Origin of the sequence: Xenorhabdus ishibashii (assembly GCF_002632755.1) — a bacterium.
GTDB classification, from domain to species: domain Bacteria; phylum Pseudomonadota; class Gammaproteobacteria; order Enterobacterales; family Enterobacteriaceae; genus Xenorhabdus; species Xenorhabdus ishibashii.
The window spans coordinates 1478833-1498791 of the sequence record NZ_NJAK01000001.1 but is presented as its reverse complement, the minus strand read 5'-3'; the positions used below and the strand labels follow the sequence as shown (position 1 = coordinate 1498791).

The window sequence follows — 19959 nt, the reverse complement described above, 5'->3', positions numbered from 1 at the left end:
TGACACTGTAAAAGATTTTACTTTTGGAGCAAAAAATGAGTGCGAATATTATCTCTCTGACTGATGCTGGTTTTGGAAATGACGTCCTGAAGGCACAAGGTCCTGTTCTTGTTGAATTTTGGGCTGAGTGGTGCGGCCCTTGTAAAATGATCGCCCCTATTTTGGATGAAATTTCCACAGAATACGAAGGAAAACTGACAGTCGGCAAGCTGAACATTGATGATAACCCAGCAACAGCCCCAGAATACGGTATTCGTGGTATTCCAACTCTGATTCTGTTTAAAGGCGGTGAAAAGGTTGCGGTAAAAGTGGGCGCTTTGTCAAAAACTCAACTGAAAGAGTTTTTGGAACCACACCTCTAATTTAGAATTAGGTCACAGTAATAACGGACGTTTGGCGTATGAGATGATTTCTCTCATTGACCGCTAGACGTCCGCTACGAAGCATGGTAAGTTAGCGACCATATCCTTGTTACTTGTATGAAGCTTCGCTTGAATGAATTCTTTATTCGATATAAAGGCTTATTGATATAAAGAGTTGACATTAAGTATGTTACATACTAAACAATTTGTAGTGTCTGATAAATCTGTTATCTCTGGGTCACCTGAAGTATCTGATGACATATCGCATTTGGTAAAATTTTTGAGTCTATATACGATTAATCCGGTATATAGCGCTTAGTACACTCATAGCGTCTTAATGCTAAATACCTTTAAGCGGTGTTTTTATCCTAGGCATTTTTTATGTCGAGCCCTCTCCTTCTTGCGCTAGGTGTAAGGTATAGAATTTGCTAACAGTGCTTATGTTAAAAAACGTTTATGCTGAAAGATGTGATTATGCTGGAATAGTGTCTACTGTTAAACTTTAGTAGTGTTCACATTATAAAATTTTATCTATATTATAGATAGTTATAACATATGGCACATAGATAGTTAGAAGATAGTTTTGACAGTTTGTCAGCCTTATTTTGAAATCAATTTGAGTACTTCAAACTATTGCCTTGTAATATAATTTAATATGTTAGAAGGTGTTATTCGTTTCTGGTACAAATAAACAGGCATCGATAATGCTGCCATACCATTCACGTTCATAGTTCGAGATATACCCCGAGTTAAAGAACCCACCATTATGAATCTTACCGAATTAAAGAATACGCCGGTATCTGAGTTGATTACTCTCGGCGAAAATATGGGGCTGGAAAACCTGGCTCGTATGCGTAAGCAGGACATCATTTTCTCTATTCTCAAACAGCATGCGAAAAGCGGAGAGGATATTTTCGGAGATGGTGTGCTGGAGATATTGCAGGATGGATTTGGTTTCCTCCGCTCCGCAGACAGTTCTTACCTTGCAGGTCCTGATGATATCTACGTTTCTCCTAGTCAAATCCGCCGCTTTAACCTCCGTACCGGTGACACTATTTCAGGGAAAATCCGCCCACCAAAAGAAGGTGAACGCTATTTTGCCCTGTTGAAAGTTAATGAAGTTAACTTTGATAAACCTGAAAACGCCCGCAGTAAAATCCTGTTTGAAAACCTGACACCACTTCATGCCAACAACCGTTTGCGTATGGAACGTGGTAATGGCTCGACTGAAGATTTGACAGCCCGTGTTCTGGATCTGGCAGCGCCGATTGGCCGTGGTCAGCGTGGCTTGATTGTCGCGCCACCAAAAGCAGGTAAAACCATGCTGCTGCAAAACATTGCAGCTAACATCGCCCATAATTATCCAGATTGCGTTTTGATGGTTTTGCTGATTGATGAGCGTCCAGAAGAAGTCACCGAAATGCAGCGTCTGGTTAAAGGTGAAGTGATTGCTTCAACCTTTGATGAGCCTGCTTCCCGCCATGTTCAAGTGGCTGAGATGGTGATCGAAAAAGCGAAGCGTCTGGTTGAACATAAGAAAGACGTTATTATCCTGCTGGATTCTATTACCCGTCTGGCTCGTGCATATAACACTGTGGTTCCTGCTTCCGGTAAGGTCTTGACTGGTGGTGTGGATGCGAATGCACTGCATCGTCCAAAACGTTTCTTTGGTGCTGCACGTAACGTAGAAGAAGGTGGGAGCCTGACCATCATTGCGACGGCGCTGGTTGATACTGGCTCCAAGATGGATGAGGTTATTTACGAAGAATTTAAAGGTACAGGTAACATGGAATTGCACCTGTCTCGTAAGATTGCCGAAAAGCGTGTCTTCCCAGCCATTGATTACAACCGTTCAGGGACACGTAAAGAAGAGTTGCTCACTGCACAGGATGAGCTACAGAAAATGTGGATCTTACGTAAGATCATTCATCCGATGGGTGAAATTGATGCGATGGAATTTCTTATCAATAAACTGGCTATGACAAAAACAAACGAAGAGTTCTTCGACTTTATGAAACGTTCATAGTGTTTGTAAAATTGATAGTTCCATCATAAATAATATTCGCTTCTCTAAAACGCCACATTTTTGTGGCGTTTTTTTTATCAACCACTTACCTTATTCACCTGAAATGGTATGTTTTTTGCATGTTTTTTGGATGATTAGATGTGTTTTTTCTAACCGGATGTTTTATTGTTATGAATCATGCTTTACAGGTCGTATGGTTTATTTGATTAATTTTATAAGTTAGAACTCTTTGTTTTGTTAACAAGGAGAGCTTATGGATTCGGTGTCAAGTGGGACATCCATAAGTATATGAATAATAAATGCCCCATCATTACTTTGATAGAGAGTTGTTATTGTGAATATTCCCAGTATGAATGCCGAAATTTTTTACGTATTTATATTCTCATTTGTGTTTTTGTTTGTAGCTCGTAAAGCAGCAAAAAAAATCGGTCTGGTTGATAAGCCTAATTACCGTAAACGTCATCATGGCTTAGTTCCTTTGGTGGGGGGCATATCCGTTTTTTTTGGTGTTTGTTTCGCATTTGTTATTACAAAAGAATTTATACTTCATAAGTGGTTGTATTTGGCTTGTGCGGGAATATTAGTTCTTATCGGAGCCTTAGATGACCGTTTTGATATCAGCGTGAAGATTCGGGCAACTATCCAGGCTCTGGTTGGGATCAGCATGATGTATTTTGCTGGCTTGAAGCTTGATAGCCTGGGGCATACATTTGGACCGTGGGAAATGACACTCGGGCCATTCAGCTACGTTGTGACGCTATTCGCTGTCTGGGCAGCTATCAACGCTTTCAATATGGTGGATGGCATTGATGGGTTGTTGGGCGGTTTATCTTGTGTTTCTTTCGGTGCGTTGGGTATTTTGTTATACCAAAGTGGCAATACGGCATTGGCGTTTTGGTGTTTTGCGTTTATAGCAGGGATCTTGCCTTATATCATCCTTAATCTTGGCATATTAGGAAAACGTTTCAGAGTATTTATGGGGGATGCAGGAAGTACCTTGATCGGCTTTACCATTATTTGGTTATTGACTGAAGCGACGCAAGGTGAAAATGCGTCTATTAGTCCTGTGACAGCATTATGGGTCATAGCGATCCCTCTAATGGATATGGTTGCTATTATGTACCGTCGATTGCGTAAGGGGATGAGTCCATTTTCTCCAGATCGCCAGCATATTCACCATTTGATTATGCGTGCTGGCTTTACTTCTCGTCAGGCATTTATTTTGATCACTTTGGCTGCTGCTCTATTGGCCTCAATTGGAATTATTGGAGAGAGGTTAAGCTTTATCCCTGAATGGGTGATGTTGGCATTATTTTTGCTTGCATTTATGTTGTATGGCTATTGCATCAAAAGAGCGTGGAAAGTAGCCCGTTTTATCAAGCGGTGTAAGCGCCGTATGCGTCGGGCATCAAGCCATCATTAAAAAAATCGACAATCAAAGGGGTTTTGTGCAGTGATAAACTCAGAAACGAAATCTAAACAGGATCAACCTGCTATAGAGCATGAACTGGATATTCGGGCACTATGTTATGCTTTGTGGCATGGAAAGATATGGATTATCGCACTGGTAATAATTTTCGCTGCCGTCGCTCTGGCTGCATCTTATTTGATGCAGCAAAAATGGAGCGCAACCGCTATTGTGGACTTACCGACCACGAATAATTTGGGTAGCTACTATTCGCAACAACAATTCTTGCGTAATTTGGATACCCATATCAATGCTTCGCCAGAAGCACAATTACCGACCATCCCAGACGGTGCATACAAAGAATTTATGACACAGATTTCTGCGTATGATACCCGCCGTGAATTTTGGCTTCACTCTGAATATTACAAACAACGTAAGGAAGGGCATGCCAAAGCGGATGCTGTATTGTTGGAGCAATTAGTCAACGATATTAAAATCACGCGTAGTGATGATAAAACATCATCAAATGACAGCATCAAATTGACAGCAGAAACTGCCGTTGATGCCAATCAACTTCTACGTCAGTATATTGCATTTGCCAACCAACGGGCGAACACTCACCTGAACAATGAAATTAAAGGGGCGTGGGCGACACGGACCCAGTCAATGAAAGCATTGGTGAAACGTCAGGAGATGGTGGCAAAGGCAATATATCATCGTGACTTGAATATCTTGCAGCAGTCACTGAAAGTGGCTGAGAAACAAGGTATTCATCGTAATCAGACAAACATCCCTATCGAAGAACTGCCTGAATCCAAAATGTTTATGCTGGGTACATCATTACTGCAAGCCCAAATTGAAACGTTGGAAGCCACAGGTGCTAACTACAGCATCGATTATGATCAAAATATTGCGATGCTGGCTACATTGAATGTCGGTCCGACTTTGCAGGACTCTTTCCTGACTTACCGTTATCTCAGAACACCGGAGGAACCTGTTAACCGAGACAGTCCTCGTCGTGCTTTTATGATGATTTTATGGGGAGCCATAGGTATGTTGGTTGGTGCAGGTGTCGCTTTAGTAAGACGTCCTCGCTCCGATAGTTCATATAAGTAATAGTATGTAAATATAAACGATAGGTTTTTGATCCCCATTTTTGAAAGCATCTGCAATGATTGACAAAATAAGAGAGTCACTGTGAAAGTGTTGACTGTGTTTGGTACTAGGCCGGAGGCCATTAAAATGGCTCCGTTGGTACATGCGTTGGCTATGGATACTGCCTTTGAAGCAAAAGTGTGTGTCACAGCTCAGCATAGGGAAATGCTAGATCAGGTATTGCACCTGTTTGGGATAACGCCGGATTTTGATCTTAATATTATGCAAAAAGGACAAGATCTGACAGATATTACCTGCCGTATCCTGCAAGAGATAAAGCCTGTACTAGAAGAATTCAAACCAGATGTGGTATTAGTGCATGGTGACACAACAACGACCATGGCAGCGAGTCTGGCTGCTTTCTATCAGCATATTCCGGTAGGCCATGTTGAAGCTGGCTTAAGAACAGGGGATCTTTATTCACCATGGCCGGAAGAAGCCAACCGCAAGATCGCCGGACACCTGGCAATGTATCATTTTGCACCGACGGAAATTTCCCGGAATAACCTCTTAAAAGAATCCATTGCGGAAAATCGTATTTTTGTTACAGGCAATACGGTGATTGATGCCCTGCTATCAGTGCGCGACCGCATCATGAATGATGAAACCATATATGGGCAATTTGCTGAGCTGTATCCTTTCCTTAACCCAAATAAAAAAATGATCCTGGTGACAGGCCACCGCCGTGAAAATTTTGGTAAAGGATTTGAACGAATTTGTGAAGCACTAGCACAAATTGCCAGAAAGCATCCTGATGTTCTGGTGGTTTATCCGGTTCATTTGAACCCAAATGTCAGTGAGCCGGTTAAGCGCATTTTGCATGACATTGATAACGTTATTCTTATCAAACCACAAGACTATCTGCCATTCGTCTATTTGATGAATCATGCCTATTTAATCTTGACCGATTCCGGTGGAATTCAGGAAGAAGCGCCTTCTCTGGGGAAACCAGTTCTGGTTATGCGCGATACCACTGAACGACCTGAAGCGGTTGATGCGGGGACAGTACGGTTGGTGGGAACAGAAACACAAACTATCGTCGCGGAAGTTACGCGCCTATTGACGGATGTTAACGCCTACCAACAAATGAGCCATGCCCATAACCCTTATGGTGATGGTAGGGCTTGCCAGCGCATTCTTGAAGCATTGAAAAAAAACCGGATGACATTATGAGTTTTGAAACAATTTCTGTTATCGGACTGGGTTATATCGGTTTACCCACCGCAGCGGCCTTTGCCTCCCGTCAAAAGCGGGTTATTGGCGTGGATGTTAATCAACATGCGGTAGAAACGATTAACCGTGGTTCGATTCATATCGTTGAACCTGATTTAGATAAAGTAGTAAAAGTTGCGGTAGAAGCGGGTTTTTTGACAGCCGTGACTGTTCCGCAGACCGCGGATGCTTTTTTGATTGCTGTTCCGACGCCTTTCAAAGGGGATCATGAACCCGATATGGCCTATGTGCGTTCTGCGGCAGAATCAATAGCACCCGTCTTGAAAAAAGGCGATTTGGTTATTTTGGAATCCACTTCTCCTGTTGGTGCGACAGAACAAATGGCAGAATGGTTAGCCGCAGTACGCCCTGACCTCTCATTCCCTCAATACACGGGTGAAAACTCAGATATCGATATCGCCTATTGCCCTGAACGTGTTTTGCCGGGGCAAGTTATGGTGGAATTGATCAAAAATGATCGTGTAGTAGGAGGAATGACAGCTAAATCTTCCCGCAGGGCAAGTGAGTTGTACAATATCTTTCTGGAAGGTGAATGTGTTATCACCAATGCCAGAACAGCGGAAATGTGCAAGCTGACAGAAAACAGCTTCCGTGACGTGAATATCGCTTTTGCTAACGAACTTTCCCTGATCTGTGCCGAACAGGGGATCAATGTGTGGGAACTAATCAGTCTGGCAAACCGCCATCCACGTGTAAATATTTTGCAACCTGGCCCTGGTGTAGGGGGGCATTGCATTGCTGTTGATCCGTGGTTCATCGTATCCCAAAACCCTGAGCAATCCCGTTTAATTCATACTGCGCGTTTGGTCAATGATGGCAAGCCGCTGTGGGTAGTGGATCAAGTGAAAGCCGCCGTCGCTGACTGTTTGGCTGAGAGTGGTAAACGAGCGAGTGAGGTTAAAATTGCCTGTTTTGGCTTGGCCTTCAAGCCGAACATTGATGATTTGCGGGAAAGCCCTGCCGTTTATATTACAAAAATGGTTGCACAGTGGCATGCAGGGCAAACCATAGCGGTTGAACCCAATGTACACGAATTGCCTGATTCACTGAAAGATTTTGTGGTTCTGATGGATGTCAATCCGGCATTAGAAGAGGCTGACGTGGTATTGATGCTGGTGGATCATAGCCAGTTCAAAGCCATTAACGGTTCTGTAATAAAACAAAAATGGGTTGTTGATACAAAAGGAGTTTGGCGTTGAAACGTATTCTTATTACAGGTGGTGCAGGTTTTATCGGTTCTGCGGTTGTTCGCCATATTATTAATCAGACGGAAGATAGCGTCGTTGTTGTTGATAGCCTGACTTACGCCGGTAATCTGGAATCATTAGCCTCGGTTGCTAACCACCCCCGTTATGCGTTTGAGCAGGTTGATATCCGCCAGCGTGATGCTTTAGATCGCGTATTCCAGCAATATCAACCTGATGCAGTCATGCATTTGGCCGCAGAAAGTCATGTTGACCGTTCCATTGACGGGCCTGCTGTCTTTATCGAAACCAATATCATCGGTACTTACACCTTGCTGGAAGCGGCACGTGCATTTTGGCAACAGTTGGGGCAGGAAAAACAGAGTCAATTCCGCTTTCACCATATTTCAACAGATGAAGTGTACGGTGATTTGCACGGTGACGATGGCTTCTTTACTGAAACCACCCCTTACGCGCCGAGCAGCCCTTATTCTGCATCAAAAGCGTCCAGTGATCATCTGGTCAGGGCATGGCGCCGTACTTATGGCTTACCGACCGTGATCACCAATTGTTCGAATAACTATGGTCCTTATCATTTCCCTGAAAAACTGATCCCATTGATGATCCTGAACGCGCTGGTCGGCAAACCTTTACCGGTTTATGGCAAGGGAGAACAAATCCGTGACTGGCTCTATGTGGAAGACCATGCGCGGGCATTGTATTTGGTGGTAACCCAGGCGAACTCTGGCAAAACCTATAATATCGGTGGACATAATGAGCGCCGAAATATTGAGGTTGTGGAAACGATTTGTGAATTGCTAGAGGAGCTTCGCCCTGAAAAACCTGCTGGGGTAGAGCATTATCGGGATCTTATTACCCATGTAACAGATCGCCCAGGACATGATATGCGTTATGCGATTGATGCGGCGAAAATTGAGCGTGAACTAGGTTGGATACCCGAGGAAACGTTCGAATCCGGTATTCGCAAAACTGTGCAATGGTATCTGGAAAATGAGAATTGGTGGAGAAGAGTTCAGGATGGCTCTTATACAGGGGAACGACTTGGGTTAGGAAATGAATAAACCCATCAGGGGGAGCAGATGAAAGGAATTATACTGGCTGGGGGCTCTGGCACCCGTTTGTATCCAATAACACGTGGCGTATCAAAGCAGTTATTACCGATTTATGACAAGCCGATGATTTACTATCCGCTGTCAGTGTTAATGCTGTCGGGCATACGCGATATCCTGATCATCTCTACACCGGAAGATTTACCTGCTTTTAAGCGATTGTTAGGCAGTGGCGAACAATTTGGTATCCAACTGAGCTATGCCGAACAACCTTCACCTGATGGTCTGGCTCAGGCATTTCTGATTGGTGAAGAATTTATCGGCAATGATACGTGTTGTCTGGTTCTTGGTGATAATATCTTCTTTGGTCAAGCATTTAGCCCGAAATTGCAACATGTCGCTGGCCGAACAACAGGAGCGACAGTATTTGGTTACCAAGTGATGGACCCAGAACGATTTGGCGTAGTGGAATTTGACGAGCAGTATCGGGTACTTTCCATAGAAGAAAAACCTGTACAGCCTAAATCCAATTGGGCGGTAACGGGTCTCTATTTTTACGACGACAAAGTCGTGGATTTTGCCAAACAAGTAAAACCTTCTGCGCGCGGGGAGCTGGAAATCACCAGTATCAACCAGATGTATCTGGAATGCGGTGAATTGAATGTTGAATTATTGGGGCGTGGTTTTGCCTGGTTAGATACAGGAACTCATGACAGCCTGATTGAAGCCAGTACTTTTGTCCAGACCGTCGAAAAACGGCAAGGCTTCAAAATTGCCTGTCTGGAAGAGATCGCATGGCGTAATAGTTGGCTCAGTGATGAACAATTGAAAGCGGCGGCCGTGGATTTGGTGAAAACAGGCTACGGTAACTATCTGATGGACTTGCTCAATGTCTATTCACGCCAACCTTGAACCCTTGGCTTGGGATAGCCAATTTTTTGGTTTATCCACAGCTCGCCTGAATTTTTCGCCAGCAGCGGCGGCATTGACGGTTGTTGATTTGGATCGATATGAATTGGTGCAGGCCAAGGTTGCCACCCAACAAACGGGCATTATCGATAAACTTTCTGCCTTGGGCTTTTCTCTGGTTGAAGGTGAGGTAGATTTACGGTTATCGATTGAAGCTGGGGATATTTCTGGCATTCATACGGGAAAGGAACTAATTTCTGCAAAACAAGAAGATATCCCCGTATTGAAGGAGGTATCAGCCCGTGTATTTACGTCTAGCCGCTTCCGTGCACCTTGGTATCAACCGGATGACAGTGGAAAATTCTATGCTGCCTGGGTTGAAAAAGCCGTTTTGGGCACATTTGATCACCAATGCCTGCTTATCAATAATGAATATGGTCAAATAGCAGGCTTTGTCACCTTAAGGAACATAGGTAACAGTGAAGCGCGCATTGGTTTATTGGCTACTGTACCAGGCAATCATCATCAAGGAATTGGCAAAAAATTAATGTCGGCGGCGCAACAGTGGTGCCATAACCATCAGATACAATGGCTGAGAGTGGCTACGCAAATCAGCAACATCACTGCCTTGCGTCTTTATACACGCTGTGGTGCCATCATTGAGAGCACTGCATATTGGTTATACAGAGGACGAAATGATTCCATTTAATAAACCACCCATAGTCGGCACTGAACTTGAATACATGCGACAGGCGATGGCCAGCGGTAAGTTGTGTGGCGATGGTGAATTTACCAAACGTTGTGAAGCGTGGATGGAACAGCGTTTTAATTGCCCAAAGGTATTACTGACACCATCTTGTACCGCTTCACTGGAAATGGCGGCAATGTTGTTGGATATTCAGCCGGATGATGAAATTATCATGCCGAGCTATACCTTTGTTTCGACTTCTAATGCCTTTGTTCTGCGTGGTGCAACCATTGTGTTTGTGGATATTCGCCCTGATACCATGAACATTGATGAGAACAAGATTGAAGCCGCCATTACAGAGAAAACCCGTGCTATTGTACCGGTGCATTATGCAGGTGTAGCCTGTGAAATGGATACCATCATGGCACTGGCGAAAAAATATAACCTGTATGTGGTGGAAGATGCTGCACAGGGCGTCATGTCCACCTATAAAGGTCGTGCATTGGGCACAATTGGGCATATTGGTTGTTTCAGCTTTCATGAAACCAAAAATTATTCGGCTGGTGGTGAAGGTGGGGCAACATTAATCAATGATAAATCCATGATCGCCCGTGCCGAGATCATTCGGGAGAAAGGCACTAACCGCAGTCAATTTTTCCGTGGACAAGTAGATAAATACACATGGCGTGATATTGGTTCCAGCTATTTGCTGTCTGACCTGCAAGCAGCTTACCTGTGGGCACAACTGGAAATTGCTGAGAAAATCAACCAGCGCCGCCTGACTTTGTGGGATAACTACTATAACGCCCTGAAACCGTTAGCAGACGCGGGACATTTGACTTTACCCATTGTCCCAGAAGGTTTGGAACACAACGCACACATGCTCTATATCAAGCTCAAAAACGTGGAAGAGCGCAGTGCATTCAACAAGTACATGAAAGAGCATGGCATTCTCAGCGTATTCCACTATGTGGCATTACATACCAGTCCCGCCGGTGAAAAATGTGGCCGTTTCCACGGTGAAGATCGCTTCACGACCCGTGAAAGTGACCGCTTAGTTCGCTTACCGATGTTCTACAACATCACTGATGCAGAACAGCAAATCGTTATCGATCGTATCAAGGAATTTTTCGCCTGATATGTCACTTGCTAAAGCTTCTGTTTGGACAGCAAGCTCTACACTGATCAAAATCGGTGTGGGGCTGCTAGTCATTAAACTTCTGGCGGTGTCTTTTGGTCCAACAGGTGTTGGGCAGGCAGGTAATTTCCGTCAACTCATTACTGTACTGGGAGTACTCTCTGGCGCGGGAATTTTTAATGGTGTCACAAAATATGTAGCAGAGCATCATCAGCAACCGGAAAAACTTAGGGCGATATTGGGCACATCGTCATTAATAATTCTGGGTTTTTCGACCTTATTGGCAGTGATCTTCCTTTTGTTCAGTGAAGCCATCAGTATTGGCTTATTTGGTCACACCCATTACAAAACGGTTGTGCAGGCGCTCGCATTTATTCAAATGGGCATCGCTTATGCCAACTATTTTCTGGCAATCTTGAAAGGGTTCAGGGATGCTAAGGGAAACGCATTAGCCATTATTTTGGGTAGCCTGACAGGCATGTTGGCTTATGGTCTCTGCTATTGGCTGGGAAGCTATGAGGGGGCATTGGCAGGCTTGGCATTAGTACCGGCATTGGTGGTTTTACCTGCTGGCCTGCTGATACTGCATCGCAAAATTATTCCCTTTTCTGCCTTGAAACCTATGTGGGATCGTGCGAGTGCCAGCCATCTGGGTAAATTTACCCTTATGGCGTTGCTGACTTCCATTACATTGCCCGTTGCTTATGTCATGATGCGAAATTTGCTGGCAGCGCGTTATGGTTGGGAAGAAGTAGGGATTTGGCAGGGAGTCAGCAGTATTTCGGATGCTTATTTACAATTTATCACCGCCTCTTTCACTGTCTATCTATTGCCAACCCTTTCTCGTCTGGAGAGTAAGCAAGAAGTTACCAGAGAAATTGTTAAAGCGCTGAAATTCGTTTTGCCTGCTGTAGCTGTCGCTAGTTTCTCTGTCTGGTTGTTGCGTGATTTCGTGATTTGGCTGTTGTTTTCAGACAAATTCATTGCCATGCGGGAGCTGTTTGCGTGGCAGTTAGTGGGCGACGTGTTGAAAGTTGGCGCTTATGTCTTTGGTTATCTGGTGATAGCGAAAGCTGCACTGCGTTTTTATATATTGACTGAAGTGAGTCAGTTCCTTTTACTGACGGGGTTTTCCCATTGGCTGATACCCGTCAATGGTGCATTGGGCGCTGCACAGTCATATATGGTAACTTATATTGTTTATTTCATTCTTTGTTGTAGCGTATTTATTATTTACCGCAGGCGAGCATGACAACCCTAATCCACGTTTTGGGATCGGATATCCCACATCACAATAAAACGTTACTGCGTTTTTTTAATGACGTCTTGGCAAAGGAAATCCATTTTTCCGCCAAACCGTGTTTTATGGTGGTGTCTAAAGACCACACATGGCTATCAAATTATCCTAACTTGATTATTTCTCTTTATAACAGCAAATCTGCCTTGTCGCGGGCAGTAATAGAGAAAGCGAAGGCAAACAGAACAGTCCGCTTCTTTTTCCACGGGCAGTTTAATGCTGCTTTATGGCTGGCTTTATTAATGGGCAAAATTAAGCGGCACCAATTCTTCTGGCATGTTTGGGGAGCCGATCTCTATGAAGAATCCCGCCAACTGAAATTCCGTTTGTTCTATTTGATTCGTCGTTTGGCTCAGAAGCGGGTAGGGCATATTTTTGCCACGCGTGGTGATCTCCGGTACTTTTTCCAGAAAGGTTCCCAATATGGTGCCCTGTGTTCAAATCCGGCCAAACCTGATGTGCCATCATCATTGCTCTATTTCCCTACTCGGATGGAGTCGGCGTTGACGGTGACGGAGAAAACATTCTCATCGGAAGGAATTACCATCTTACTGGGAAATTCGGGGGATCAATCCAACCGTCATATTGAAGCCTTGCAGAAGATCCACCGCCAGTTTGGCGATGAGGCCAGGGTGTTAATTCCAATGGGCTATCCTGATAATAACCAAGCTTATATCCAGAGCGTGGAGCACACAGCATGGTCATTATTTCCGGTGCAAAATGTTCGTATCTTAAAAGATCAAATAGCCTTTGATGAATATTTGTCGTTGTTGCGCCAATGCGATTTGGGTTATTTCATTTTCAATCGTCAGCAGGGTATTGGAACATTCTGTCTGCTGATTCAACTTGGTATTCCGTTTGTTCTGAGCCGGCAAAATCCATTCTGGTATGATTTAACGGAACAGCAAATCCCTGTTCTGTTTGACGGTGATGAGCTTAATAAACACTGGGTGCAGGAAGCACAGCGCCAGATGCTGTCCCTCGATAAAAAGGCAATTGCTTTTTTTGATCCCAATTTCATGGAGGGGTGGAAAACCGCCCTGTTGGATGCATCTGGAGAGTCGCAATGACCTTGACACAATTCGGTGGGCTTTTTGTTGTTTACGTGATTTCGGTGACTTTTATCCTGACCTTGACGTATCAGGAATTTCGACGTGTCCGCTTTAACTTTAATGTTTTCTTCTCATTGTTGTACCTGCTGACATTTTATTTTGGTTTTCCATTGACCAGCTTGTTGGTCTTTCAGTTTGATGTGGTAGTGGTGCCGGTCGATTCATTACTACATGCAATGTTGGCGTCTGGCTGTTTTTATGCCATTTACTATGTGGCTTATAAAACACGGCTCACTTACCAAATACGGTTCAACGATAATATAAAACCTGAAAACTTAACGGTGACTACGCCGCGTAAACCCTTATTTACGATGAATCGAGTGGAAACTAATCTGACGTGGTTACTGCTTGCCGGTATTGCTATCGTTACGGTAGGTTCGTTCTTTATGCAAAACGGATTTTTGCTGTTTAAGTTACAGTCCTATAGCCAGATATTTTCCAGCCAGGTGTCCGGTGTGGCGCTCAAGCGATTTTTCTATTTCTTCATTCCTGCCATGCTGGTTGTTTTTTTCCTAAAACCAACCAAAGTACGATGGTTGTGCTTCTTGGTCGGAACGGTAGGATTTGGCATCCTGACGTATATGATCGTTGGGGGGACGCGAGCTAATATCATTATCGCATTTGCATTGTTCCTGTTTATCGGGATTGTCCGTGGCTGGATCACGTTATGGATGCTGTTTACTGCGGGCGCAATGGGAATTGTCGGTATGTTCTGGCTAGCGTTGAAACGCTATAGCCTGGACGTAAGCGGGGCAGAGGCATTTTATACTTTCCTGTATCTCACGCGGGATACTTTCTCGCCGTGGGAAAATCTGGCACTGTTGCTGGATAATTACAGCAAAATAGATTTTCAGGGGCTGGCACCGATTATCCGTGATTTTTATGTTTTTATTCCCAGTTGGGTATGGCCGGACAGACCCAACCTGGTCTGGAATACAGCTAACTATTTCACCTGGGATGTATTGAATAACCGCTCCGGCCTTGCGATTTCCCCAACACTGATTGGCTCTCTTGTGGTGATGGGGGGGGTATTCTTTATCCCTCTGGGAGCGATTGCAGTTGGTTTTATTATTAAATGGTTTGACTGGATTTATGAAGCAGGAAAACAGGAAAGCAATCGCTATAAGGCAGCAATTTTGCAAGCTTTCTGCTTTGGCGCCATCTTTAACATAATTGTGCTTGCCCGTGAAGGTGTAGATTCTTTTGTTTCCAGAGTAGTGTTCTTTTGTATTGTCTTTGGCCTATGTCTGGTTGCGGCGAAATTGCTGTATTGGCTGTTTGAAAGTGCCGGACTGATTCGAAAGCTTGTGGTCAGTAATCTGACTATTTCGCGAAAAACATCTGTTATTTTGGATGTAAGGAAAAAAAATGGCGTTGAGTAACATTCCTAAATACCGCATTCGTGGTCTTAATATCTGGGGATTTCGCGGTATGTCGCATTTCCTCGACCACCTTTTTCTGGATGGAAAGGTAAAGACAGGTACATTGGTTGCGATTAACGCAGAAAAAGTACTCACGGCAGAGAAAGACAATGCACTGAATACCTTGCTGGATGAGGCAGAATACCTATACGCAGATGGTATTAGTATCGTACGTGCCATTCGCCGTAAATACTCCGATGCGGATGTATCGCGTATTGCGGGCGCTGATTTGTGGGAAGCTTTGATGGAGCGGGCTGGACGTGAAGGTACACCGGTCTTTCTAATCGGAGGAAAACCCGATATTTTGGCACAGACTGAGAACAAACTGCGTACCCAGTGGAATGTCAATATCGTGGGTAGCCAGGATGGGTATTTTACACCAGAAACACGGGATGATGTATTCGAGCGGATTCATACCAGTGGCGCTGTGATTATTACCGTAGCAATGGGATCACCCAAACAGGAGATCTTTATGCGTGACTGCCGCAAGGTACACCCAGATGCATTGTATATGGGCGTTGGAGGAACCTATGATGCCTTCACTGGTCACGTTAAACGTGCACCGAAAGTTTGGCAGAATCTAGGCTTGGAGTGGTTGTATCGCTTGCTCTCTCAGCCAAGCCGTATCCGTAGGCAGATAAAGTTATTGAGATTCCTTGGCTATTATTACGGTGGCAAGCTCTAGTCCCGAAGTTTCTCTGTTTCTACCTGTTGCATTGAGCATATGCAGCAGGTTTTTGCTTTATTTTATTGCTGTCTTTGGCTCACCAATAGCTTGTTATTTGCCTGTCGATTTCCAACTCCCACTCTTGCAAGCCTTATTTTTATCATTTTTTTATTTCACTGATCGGCAAAACGTGTTTTGATCCCAGCCTTTTTTACAACGATTGATTATCAATTCCTGTATTTTTCTGTTTGCAAGTATAGACATCATAAAAGTGGATAGGGAGTTTTATGAGTGATTCAAAACAGAGCCTGCAAAGGGGACTTGAGGCACGTCATATTGAGCTGATTGCGCTGGGTGGCACAATCGGAGTAGGGCTGTTCATGGGATCAGCCAGTACCTTGAAATGGGCCGGTCCTTCTGTGTTGCTGGCTTACATTATTGCTGGGCTGTTTGTCTTTTTCATTATGCGTTCCATGGGAGAAATGTTGTTCCTTGAACCTGTCACGGGTTCATTTGCTGCTTTTGGGTATAAATACCTAAGCCCTTACTGGGGGTGCCTGACCGCATGGGGTTATTGGTTCATGTGGGTTTCTGTCGGGATTTCAGAGATTACTGCCGTTGGCGTCTATGCTGAATTCTGGTTTCCAGAACTGCCCCAATGGGTTTCGGCACTGGTAGCGGTTGGATTGGTTGCCTTGGCAAACTTGGCTGCGGTAAGGCTGTATGGCGAGTTGGAATTTTGGTTTGCCATGATCAAAGTCACAACGATTATTGTGATGATCCTGATTGGCATTGGTTTGATTTTCTTTGGTTTAGGCAATGACTGGCAACCAATTGGTTTGGATAACCTGACCTCACATGGTGGTTTCTTCTCCGGTGGCTGGAAAGGCTTTTTGTTTGCTCTTTGTATTGTGGTTGCTTCCTATCAGGGAGTAGAGTTGGTTGGTATTACTGCCGGTGAAGCAAAAAAACCACAAGTTACCCTTAAAAAAGCGATCAACAATATCTTGTGGCGTATCCTGATTTTTTATGTTGGTGCCATTTTTATTGTTGTGACGTTGTTCCCGTGGACAGAGGTTGGTGCACATAGTAGCCCGTTTGTGATGACTTTTTCTAAAGTTGGTATTGCTTCTGCGGCTGCGGTGATTAACTTCGTTGTGCTAACTGCTGCGTTGTCAGGCTGTAACAGCGGAATGTACAGTGGTGGCAGAATGCTGTATGCCTTGGCGCAGAACCGTCAATTGCCTGCATCATTGCTGAAGCTGTCGAAAAATGGTGTACCAGTAAAATGTATTGCAATTACCATTGGTTGCTTGATTGCAGGTTCCAGCCTGAATTATCTGATACCAAATCCACAATCAGTATTTGTTTACGTTTATAGTGCCAGTGTATTGCCTGGTATGGTTCCATGGTTTGTGATTCTGGTCAGCCAATTGCGTTTCCGTCAGCATCATGAGGAAGCCATAAAACACCACCGGTTTAAATCGATCCTGTTCCCTTATGTCAATTATCTGACACTGATTTTCCTGTGCTGTGTATTAGTGGGGATGGCAATTAACACGGATACACGTTTCTCACTGATAGTAGGGGGAGTATTTTTGTCGGTAGTGTCATTAATTTATTGGTTGATAAAATTTTATTCATCTAAAAAATCGATATGATTTTATCGATTGGTTTTTAATTTAAAAAACGATTTATGGTAATAGCGCGGTGGAAAAGTGCTGTCTTTATCAGCTAAATGGGCAAAGCATAATCAAACGCATCATTTCTTTTAAAAAAGCACTGGACAGTACGACATTAAATCCGTACTATCCTCCACCGCAACGGCGTTAAGCGCCCGTAGCTCAGTTGGATAGAGCGCTGCCCTCCGGAGGCAGAGGTCTCAGGTTCGAATCCTGTCGGGCGCGCCACTTAAAGCGTGCAAGAGCAGTGGTAATGGGTTATCGTGGTTGGACGTTGTTGTAATGTAGCACTATGTAAATTAGTGCTATAAACAGTATAAAAAGATAGCAGTTATGGTGGCTATAGCTCAGTTGGTAGAGCCCTGGATTGTGATTCCAGTTGTCGCGAGTTCGAGTCTCGTTAGCCACCCCATCTTTTTTATGAAACGCGAGGGTGGCGGAATTGGTAGACGCGCTAGCTTCAGGTGTTAGTGTCCTTACGGACGTGGGGGTTCAAGTCCCCCCCTTCGCACCATAAGAAAGATAAAAAATAGATTTCGGCGAGTAGCGCAGCTTGGTAGCGCAACTGGTTTGGGACCAGTGGGTCGGAGGTTCGAATCCTCTCTCGCCGACCAAATTCTGAGAGAACCCCGCAATAGCGGGGTTTTTTCTTTCTGACGACTTCTTGGTTACTTTCTTTTTTCCTATTTTTCCTACTGATAAAAAATTTCCCCTTTTTATTTCCCCTTAATTTTTGTTTGATATTTGTTCAATAAATTGAACGTTATAGTTTTTATTAATGCGTTAACATCATGCTTTAAAAGCTATTTTTGTATTGGTGTTGTATTTTAACGACAAACCGTATCACTTAGTGTCTCCAATGGGAGACTATTAACCATATGATTTATATTAACTATATATAAATCACTCGAATAGCGTCTCAAATAAGAGACGGTATTTTTAACGGTATTTGGTGAAAATTGGGTTATCTATTATGGAAAGCCAGTCCTTACCTTAGGGGAAGGAAAATTCATGCTAATTGAAAAAGTTGGCACGTAAAATGCTAAATTAAAATCGTAGATGCTCATCCCACTCCTTATGACAGCATATGACTTCATAAATCTCGGGATGATGTAGAGCTGATTGTCAGTGCCTATGGTCCACGTTATAGATGAGTTAGCATTTGTCTTTTCATCGCAAACCGGACACAACGTTGAGTGAGGCACTATCCGTCTGTAGACCTGATTGTATTTATACACCTGTCTTTTTTGATAGGTGTTTTTTTTTGTCTGTAGAAAGGTGAGGGTAGGCTTCAGGCAGTTTGCCATTAGATCAAGTGGTGAATGACCTCGGTTAACGACTCAATCGCATTTATATTCACATACAACATTCGTCGTTAACTGAGGTGTTGTCACGCGCTTTTATGCTTCGATATCGCTATCACGTTTCAAGGTCAGCATAAAGCCTTTATTGCGGGTTTGGGTAGCTTCTTCACGCTTTTGTAATCTGTCCAGCGCATCGGCAAGCCATGCGTAATCATGGGCATCTGGCCGCTGTGCAAGCGCAGCTTTAAATGCCGATTCAGCATTCGCCCATTCACCTTGGCGTAAGGCAACCTGTCCCAGTGTACTATTGAGTAATGGAGTTGCACCATGCTGCTTTAACAGGTGAGAAAGGATCTTTTGTATGGTTTCAGAATGAGTTGCCTTAAGATGGGGAATTAATAGCAGGAGACGTTCGTCGTACTGCTGTTTTAATCCGTCCAAAATGATTTGCTGGGCAGTCTCGTGATCATTGCATTCAAGCAAATGCTCAGCCATAGCGACTTGCAGCACAATGTCATTGCGAATTTTGCGGCTTTGATCTTTCCACCATATTTTCAGCCCCGTACAGCCCTTCTCTGCCATAACCTGATTCATTAATCCGATATAGGCTTGTTGACGCAATTTAAGGATCTCTTCTTCACTGTGTAGATTAGCTTTCAGCATGGAAGGCAAAATATCAATCAGGGATTGATAAGCACCTGAAAGAGAGTAAGCCTGTTCCGCCAACCGCAATACTTCGGGGTGGCGGGGGGCATGCTCCAACAGTTTGTCTACTCCAACGCGTGCGGCATGAATTTCACCTTGTGCCAATTGGACACGGGCACGGGTAATATCGACGGGGAGTTGGTCTTTATCAGCAACCTCTGCCGCTTGTTCAATATATTGGTTAGTGCGGAAATAATCACCGCGTCGCTGGGCTGCCTCTGCAGCCAGCAGATAATTCACGACAGGAAGTTCTGCATGGTCAGCATTGCGCGCCATCAGTCGCTCAACTTGCCTGAAGTCTCCTTCGGCGAATTTCAGCAGTGCCTGTTTGGTTTGTGAACGAGCACGATTACGTTTATATCCACCAAAGAGCCAGCTATGGGTGGACGTACTGGTACGTTTTAAGCGACGATAACACCAACCAATGAAAATCAGCAGGAATTGCAGCAGAAGGAAAATAATCACCAGACCGGTGATACTGGTGGTGATATTGGACTTGTCCGTTTGGATCAAAACATATCCTTGATGACCTGACATCAAGGGGCCAACTACGATCCCCACAATAAGGATAATGAACAGTGAGAATATTTTTAGCATG

16 protein-coding genes and 4 tRNA genes are annotated in these 19959 nt (G+C 44.1%); 19 read left to right on the top strand and 1 reads right to left on the bottom strand.

Annotated features, from left to right (window positions below; translation table 11 throughout):
* The first annotated feature begins 35 nt into the window (after positions 1–35).
* The 19 genes from trxA to Xish_RS06965 all read left to right on the top strand — a co-directional run bounded on the left by trxA (position 36) and on the right by Xish_RS06965 (position 17966).
* Positions 36–362: a thioredoxin TrxA gene (gene trxA / locus Xish_RS07055; protein WP_099117286.1), complete on the top strand. Its 327-nt coding sequence runs from the start codon at positions 36–38 to the stop codon at positions 360–362.
* Positions 363–1128: 766 nt separating this feature from the next.
* Entirely contained in the window at positions 1129–2388 is a 1260-nt protein-coding gene (gene rho, locus Xish_RS07050; protein ID WP_074020680.1) for a transcription termination factor Rho, read from the top strand.
* Positions 2389–2737: 349 nt separating this feature from the next.
* Positions 2738–3811 (top strand): UDP-N-acetylglucosamine--undecaprenyl-phosphate N-acetylglucosaminephosphotransferase, encoded by a 1074-nt coding sequence (gene wecA / locus Xish_RS07045; RefSeq protein WP_425275024.1) that lies wholly within the window; start codon positions 2738–2740, stop codon positions 3809–3811.
* 30 nt (positions 3812–3841) lie between these two features.
* The gene (gene wzzE / locus Xish_RS07040) at positions 3842–4912 is read left to right on the top strand and encodes an ECA polysaccharide chain length modulation protein (protein ID WP_099117284.1); all 1071 of its coding nucleotides are present in this window, start codon (positions 3842–3844) and stop codon (positions 4910–4912) included.
* 81 nt (positions 4913–4993) lie between these two features.
* Positions 4994–6124: a non-hydrolyzing UDP-N-acetylglucosamine 2-epimerase gene (wecB, locus tag Xish_RS07035; protein ID WP_099117283.1), complete on the top strand. Its 1131-nt coding sequence runs from the start codon at positions 4994–4996 to the stop codon at positions 6122–6124.
* Positions 6121–7383 (top strand): UDP-N-acetyl-D-mannosamine dehydrogenase, encoded by a 1263-nt coding sequence (wecC, locus tag Xish_RS07030; protein WP_099117282.1) that lies wholly within the window; start codon positions 6121–6123, stop codon positions 7381–7383. Before wecB ends, wecC begins: the two co-directional genes overlap by 4 nt.
* Positions 7380–8450 carry a dTDP-glucose 4,6-dehydratase gene (gene rffG, locus Xish_RS07025; protein WP_099117281.1) on the top strand — a complete coding sequence of 357 codons (1071 nt, stop codon included), beginning with the start codon at positions 7380–7382 and terminating at the stop codon, positions 8448–8450. Before wecC ends, rffG begins: the two co-directional genes overlap by 4 nt.
* A gap of 18 nt (positions 8451–8468) precedes the next feature.
* Positions 8469–9350, top strand: a complete 882-nt coding sequence (gene rfbA, locus Xish_RS07020) for a glucose-1-phosphate thymidylyltransferase RfbA (protein ID WP_099117280.1) — start codon at positions 8469–8471, stop codon at positions 9348–9350.
* Positions 9328–10056 carry a dTDP-4-amino-4,6-dideoxy-D-galactose acyltransferase gene (gene rffC, locus Xish_RS07015; protein WP_099117279.1) on the top strand — a complete coding sequence of 243 codons (729 nt, stop codon included), beginning with the start codon at positions 9328–9330 and terminating at the stop codon, positions 10054–10056. The genes rfbA and rffC overlap by 23 nt, the downstream gene beginning before the upstream one ends.
* Positions 10043–11173, top strand: a complete 1131-nt coding sequence (gene rffA, locus Xish_RS07010) for a dTDP-4-amino-4,6-dideoxygalactose transaminase (protein ID WP_099117278.1) — start codon at positions 10043–10045, stop codon at positions 11171–11173. Before rffC ends, rffA begins: the two co-directional genes overlap by 14 nt.
* Position 11174: 1 nt before the next feature.
* Positions 11175–12425, top strand: coding sequence for a lipid III flippase WzxE (gene wzxE / locus Xish_RS07005; protein ID WP_099117277.1), 1251 nt, complete (start codon positions 11175–11177; stop codon positions 12423–12425).
* On the top strand, positions 12422–13540 hold the full coding sequence (locus Xish_RS07000; RefSeq protein ID WP_099117276.1) for a TDP-N-acetylfucosamine:lipid II N-acetylfucosaminyltransferase: 1119 nt from the start codon (positions 12422–12424) through the stop codon (positions 13538–13540). Before wzxE ends, Xish_RS07000 begins: the two co-directional genes overlap by 4 nt.
* Positions 13537–14964, top strand: a complete 1428-nt coding sequence (wzyE, locus tag Xish_RS06995; protein ID WP_099117275.1) for an ECA oligosaccharide polymerase — start codon at positions 13537–13539, stop codon at positions 14962–14964. Before Xish_RS07000 ends, wzyE begins: the two co-directional genes overlap by 4 nt.
* Complete coding sequence (wecG, locus tag Xish_RS06990) at positions 14951–15688, top strand: lipopolysaccharide N-acetylmannosaminouronosyltransferase (protein ID WP_099117274.1); 738 nt, start codon at positions 14951–14953, stop codon at positions 15686–15688. Before wzyE ends, wecG begins: the two co-directional genes overlap by 14 nt.
* Before the next feature lie 269 nt (positions 15689–15957).
* Positions 15958–17331: a bifunctional threonine/serine APC transporter ThrP gene (thrP, locus tag Xish_RS06985; protein ID WP_099117273.1), complete on the top strand. Its 1374-nt coding sequence runs from the start codon at positions 15958–15960 to the stop codon at positions 17329–17331.
* 172 nt (positions 17332–17503) lie between these two features.
* A tRNA-Arg gene (locus Xish_RS06980) sits at positions 17504–17580 on the top strand.
* Between the two features lie 108 nt (positions 17581–17688).
* Positions 17689–17764, top strand: a tRNA-His gene (locus Xish_RS06975).
* Between the two features lie 15 nt (positions 17765–17779).
* Positions 17780–17866, top strand: a tRNA-Leu gene (locus tag Xish_RS06970).
* Between the two features lie 23 nt (positions 17867–17889).
* Positions 17890–17966, top strand: a tRNA-Pro gene (locus tag Xish_RS06965).
* 786 nt (positions 17967–18752) lie between these two features.
* Here the strand turns inward: Xish_RS06965 and hemY are convergent.
* Positions 18753–19958 carry a protoheme IX biogenesis protein HemY gene (gene hemY, locus Xish_RS06960; protein ID WP_099117272.1) on the bottom strand — a complete coding sequence of 402 codons (1206 nt, stop codon included), beginning with the start codon at positions 19956–19958 and terminating at the stop codon, positions 18753–18755.
* Between the last annotated feature and the right edge of the window lies 1 nt (position 19959).